This is a genomic window from Deltaproteobacteria bacterium, assembly GCA_029210625.1.
Classification (GTDB): domain Bacteria; phylum Myxococcota; class Myxococcia; order SLRQ01; family SLRQ01; genus JARGFU01.
This window is the reverse complement of sequence record JARGFU010000044.1, coordinates 25,894-30,472: the sequence shown is the minus strand read 5'-3', so window position 1 is coordinate 30,472 and position 4,579 is coordinate 25,894. Positions and strand designations below refer to the sequence as shown.

3 protein-coding genes are annotated in these 4,579 nt (G+C 73.8%); 1 reads left to right on the top strand and 2 read right to left on the bottom strand.

Annotated features, from left to right (window positions below; genetic code table 11):
* Positions 1-471 precede the first annotated feature (471 nt).
* Complete coding sequence (locus P1V51_24020) at positions 472-2,412, bottom strand: sugar-binding protein (protein ID MDF1566120.1); 1,941 nt, start codon at positions 2,410-2,412, stop codon at positions 472-474.
* A gap of 177 nt (positions 2,413-2,589) precedes the next feature.
* Entirely contained in the window at positions 2,590-3,030 is a 441-nt protein-coding gene (locus P1V51_24015; GenBank protein ID MDF1566119.1) for a hypothetical protein, read from the bottom strand.
* A 136-nt stretch (positions 3,031-3,166) separates the two neighbouring features.
* On the opposite strand from P1V51_24015, the gene P1V51_24010 reads away from it, so the two are divergent.
* On the top strand, positions 3,167-4,579 hold a 1,413-nt coding region (locus tag P1V51_24010), incomplete at its 3' end, for a glycosyltransferase family 4 protein (GenBank protein MDF1566118.1).

The following is a 4,579-nucleotide window of genomic DNA, read 5'->3' as shown; positions in this document are numbered from 1 at the left end:
CCCTGGCGGCCCTCACCGCCCTGGCCGGGCGGCGGGGGGCCTCGCTGCGCCTCGCCTGCCGCGAGCCCCTCCCCGAGCTGGCTCCGGTGCAGCTCGACTGCCTCTGGCCCCGGGGCGACGACCCCGAGGGCCCCTGGGACCCGCTGGCCACGACCAACGACAACAGCCTCGTGCTGCGGCTCTCCCTGGGGGAGGTCTCCTTCCTCCTCCCCGGAGACCTCGAGGCGGCGGGAGAGGCCGCCCTGCTGGCCGCGGCCGGCGCGAAGGGGCGGCTGCGGGCCACGGTCGTCAAGGCCCCCCACCACGGGAGCTCCACCTCCTCCACCCCGGCCTTCGTGGCCCGGGTGGCCCCCGAGCACGTCGTCTACTCGGTGGGCCCCGAGAGCGGCTTCGGCTTTCCCCGGCCGGCGGTGGCCGAGCGCTGGGCGGCGGCGGGGGCTCGCGCCCACCGCACGGATCGGGAGGGCGCCCTCACCTTCCGGACGGAGGGTCGCTCGCTGACGGTGTCCCACTTCCGGCGAAGCGCAGGCGGGCGAAGCGAGGCAGGTGGTGGAAGTCGGGCACCACCGGCGGGGAGAGCGCCGAGCCCTCCTCGCTCGAGCGTCCCGGGTGCTCCAGCCGATAGAGGTTGAAGCGCCAGGTGTCCTCCGGGCCCGGGGGCCAGCGAGGCACCGCGTAGAGCCGCTCCACCGGGATCGCGAGCTCCACCGTCCACCCCCGATCCTCGTCGCCGTCGTCGTTGAGGGTGCCCTCGAGCTTCCGGCCGATCCGCATCTCCGAGCTCCAGCTCAGATCCATGTTCCGCCGCCGGGCCGGGAAGCGCGCGTCGAAGCGCCGGCCGGAGGGTGCCACCTGCAGCTCGTTGTAGGTCCTCCCGTCGCCGTCGGCGTCCAGGAAGATCTCCACCACCTCCTGCTCGTAGAGGGGGTCGTCGTCCTTCTCGAAGGTCGAGTAGATGTCCGGATCCTCCACCTCGAAGGCCACGTAGAGGTTGGCCTCGTCCCAGGCCAGGCGGGCCCAGGTCGCGTGGCGAGGCCGGCCCTTGCCGTTGGAGCGCTGCAGGGTGACCACCGGCGCCGCCTGCCAGGCCGCGTCGCCGAGCAGACCGTCGAGGACGGGCGGCGCCTCGGCCCGGGGCGCGAGGTACTCCGGCACCGGCGCCGCCCCGCCCTCGATGGGAATGGGCGGCAGGGCGATCCGGTTGCTGCCGTCGTGGGCGCCACGCAGATCGACCCGCATCCGCCGGTCGAAGCGGAAGAGGCCCACGTGCAGGACGAGCTCGGCGGCGGCGTAGTGCTCGGGGATCTCGAGGGTGTGGGGATCGGCGTAGGTCTTGCCCACCTCCCAGCGATCGGTGGGCCAGAGCCCCTCCACCGGGAGGTGATCTCCGTTCAGCTGCACGCCCCGCTCCCCCCTCCCGGCGCCGTGGACGAAGACCCGCTGCTCGTCCTCGAGGGGCTTCAGGCAGGTCCAGTAGTGGGTCACCTGCAGCTGGCCGCCGCGGCGTGCCCGCTCGGGCTGCACCGTGGCGCCGAGGTAGCGGACCGCGCCCCCGCCCAGGGTCACGGCGCCGACCGGGGGCACCAGGGTGGGCGTGGGCGCCTCGTCGAAGGTCCGGCTCTCCACTCGGGCCCGCTGCTCGGCGCTCAGCTTCCGTGGCGCCGGGCCCGCGCTCGGATCGCGGCAGGCGAGGAGGGAGAGGAGGGCGAGGCAGAGGAGGGTCGAGCGCGAGGAGAGCATCACCGGCTGATTCGAGCATCGGCCCGGCCAGGTCCGCAAGTCGGCCCCCCCGTCCGGTCCCCGGGCCGGGCTCGAGGGCCAGGGACGGTGCCGCGCCGCCCCGGCCGGGATCCCGGAGAGATGGCGCGCCCCTTGCTCCCCCGCCAGCCGATGCGTCACCTCTCCCTGGACTCCGACGACGAGGGGGCCGCCCGCCTCCTCGACGCGCTCGGCCGGCCCCCCGGGCTCCGCGTGGACACCCTCCTCGGCGATCTCCTGCTGCGGGCGGAGCCCGGCCTGCGGGACCACCTGCGCGTCGACGGCCGCTTCCCTCGCGGGGGGCAGCGGGTGCTCCTCGGCGGGGAGGAGCTCCGGCTCGGGCGCCTCCGCCTGCGCCTCCGGGTCGAGCGCGCCGCGCCGGAGCAAGCGCCGGGGGGCACCCGGACCCAGGCCCTGGCGCTCCTGCGGGGCGGGGCACCCCCGGAGCACCAGGCGAGCCTGGTGGTGCTCGAGGGCCGCTCCGCCGGGCGGCGCTGGCCCCTCCCCCACCCGCCGCGGGCACCGATCCGGCTGGGGCGGGAGCCCGGCCGGGAGATCGTCCTCGACGACCCGACCGTCTCCCGCAGCCACGCCCGGCTCGTCCCCGGGGGCGCCCCCGGGGCCTGGATCCTCGAGGATCTCGGCAGCCGTCACGGCCTCTGGTGCGCGGGGAGGCGCCACCGCCGCCTTCGCCTGACGCGGCCGCTCACCTTCTCCCTGGGGCTCCAGCGCCTGGCCTACCGTCCGGCGCCGCTGGAGTGCGAGCGCGGGGGCGATCCCCCACCCTCACCCCGGCGCCGGGCGCTGCGCCTCCTGGCCGCCGGGCTGGGGCTAGCGCTTGCGGCGGCCGTCGGGCTCGAGCTTCGCGCGCTCGGTGATCACGGCGAGGAGACGGCGGTGCCCCTCGATGAAGCTGGAGAAGTGCAGGCACCCCATGCGGGTGAACACGTCGTAGGAGACCAGCCCCGTGAGCCCCGGCCGGACCTCGACCTCGATCATGGACTCGTAGGGGTAGTTCCGGAAGGAGACGAGGCCGCGGTAGGTGACCCCGTAGGCGTCCGCGGTGATCGTCAGGCCGTTGTAGAAGACGAGCACCAGGGCGAAGAGGACGATGAAGAAGATCACCGAGAGGTAGGTGCGGGCTGGTATCGCCTCCCGCTGCCAGAGCAGGGCGAGGAAGATCATTCCCCAGAGGAAGATCAGCCCCCCCAGGGCCCAGCGCAGGATGGGGCGCAGGCGGAAGACCATCGCTTCGTCCGGGAGGGGCGTCACGCCTTCATTATAAACGCCCCGGGCGCCGGACGCTCCGGGGGCTCCGTCAACATGACCCATTGGACCGGCAGGGCGCATTGACTATGGTCGTCGCCTCCTCTCGCCTCTCCCCCTCGGTGCCTCCGCTCGCCACACGATGGACCGCAGCTCCTCCGGAAAAGTCCTCTTCGCGACCTTCGACGTGATCCCGGATCCCACCGGGACCAGTGCGCAGACGACCCGGACCCTCCAGGGGCTGACCGCCTTCCACGAGGTGGAGGTCCTCTCGGCGAAGACCCCGGAGCACGCCCACATCGAGCGCTACTTCGGCGCCCGGCTGCTGCGGGTGCCGATCGGCCAGGGGGATCTGCGCGATCAGGCCGAGGCCTTCTCGCGAGCCGTCCGGCGGCAGCTCCAGAGCGAGGAGTACGACCTCGTCCACTTCACGGATCCCTTCGGCGGCTACCCGATCTGCGAGCTGCGCTCGGCGCTCGGCTCCAAGCTCGTCTACGAGGCCCGCGCCTTCCCCTCGATCGAGGTGAAGTACCTCGAGCCCGAGCTGGAGACCGATCTGGCCTTCATCACCCGGATGCGGCGGCAGGAGATCTTCTGCCTCTCGAACGCCGACGTGGTGCTGGTGCCCAGCAGCCAGACCCGCGAGTACGTGCTCTCCCTCGGGGTGGCGCCCGAGAAGATCCACGTCCACCGGCCGATGGTGGACAAGGCCCCCCTCGGCGCCCTCCCCCCTCCGGAGGGAGCGCCCTGCCGGGTGCTCTACCTGGGCAGCCACGCCTCGTGGCAGGGCATCCCCAGCCTGCTCTTCGCCCTGCGATTCGCCATGAAGCGCGAGGTGATGAAGGTCCGCGTCATCGGCCCCACCCACGGCTCCTGGCAGCGCCAGCTGCAGGAGATGATCCGGGAGTTCGGCCTGCGCGATCACGTCACCCTCGAGCTGCCGGTGCCCCACGAGGACATCCCCTCCATCCTGGCCCAGACCGACGTGGTGGTGGCGCCCCTCCAGAAGGGCGACCGCAACCAGGAGCAGGGCGCCTGCCCGATGAAGCTCGCCGAGGCGATGTCGGCGGGCCGGTGCATCATCACCGCCGATCTCCCCATCACCCGCGAGATCCTCGAGCACGAGGTCTCCGGTCTGCTCTACCCCCCTTCCGACGAGGACGCCCTCGGGGACCTGCTGGTGAAGGCCGCCCGGGACGTGAAGCTGCGCTGCCGCCTCGGCGCCGTGGCGCAGGCCACCTCCGGCGACTTCGACGCGCTCGAGCGACGCGCCAGCCTGCTCCATCACTACGCCCGCCTCCTCCAGCCGGAGGTCGAGGTGGAGCGCAGCGTCTTCCGCCGGGCGATCGCCACCGGCCCCGAGGCACGCCCCGGGGACGAGACCACCCAGCCGAAGGGCGAGAGCCCCGAGGGACCGACGAGCACCGCGAACCTCGAGGAGCTTCGCGCCCGCGTCGAGCAGGACGCCCGGCCGCCCGACGCCGCCGAGCTGCCCACCGGCCCGAGCGCTCGCCCGGTCTACGAGCCGGAGGAGTCCACCGGCCCGCGGCTCGCG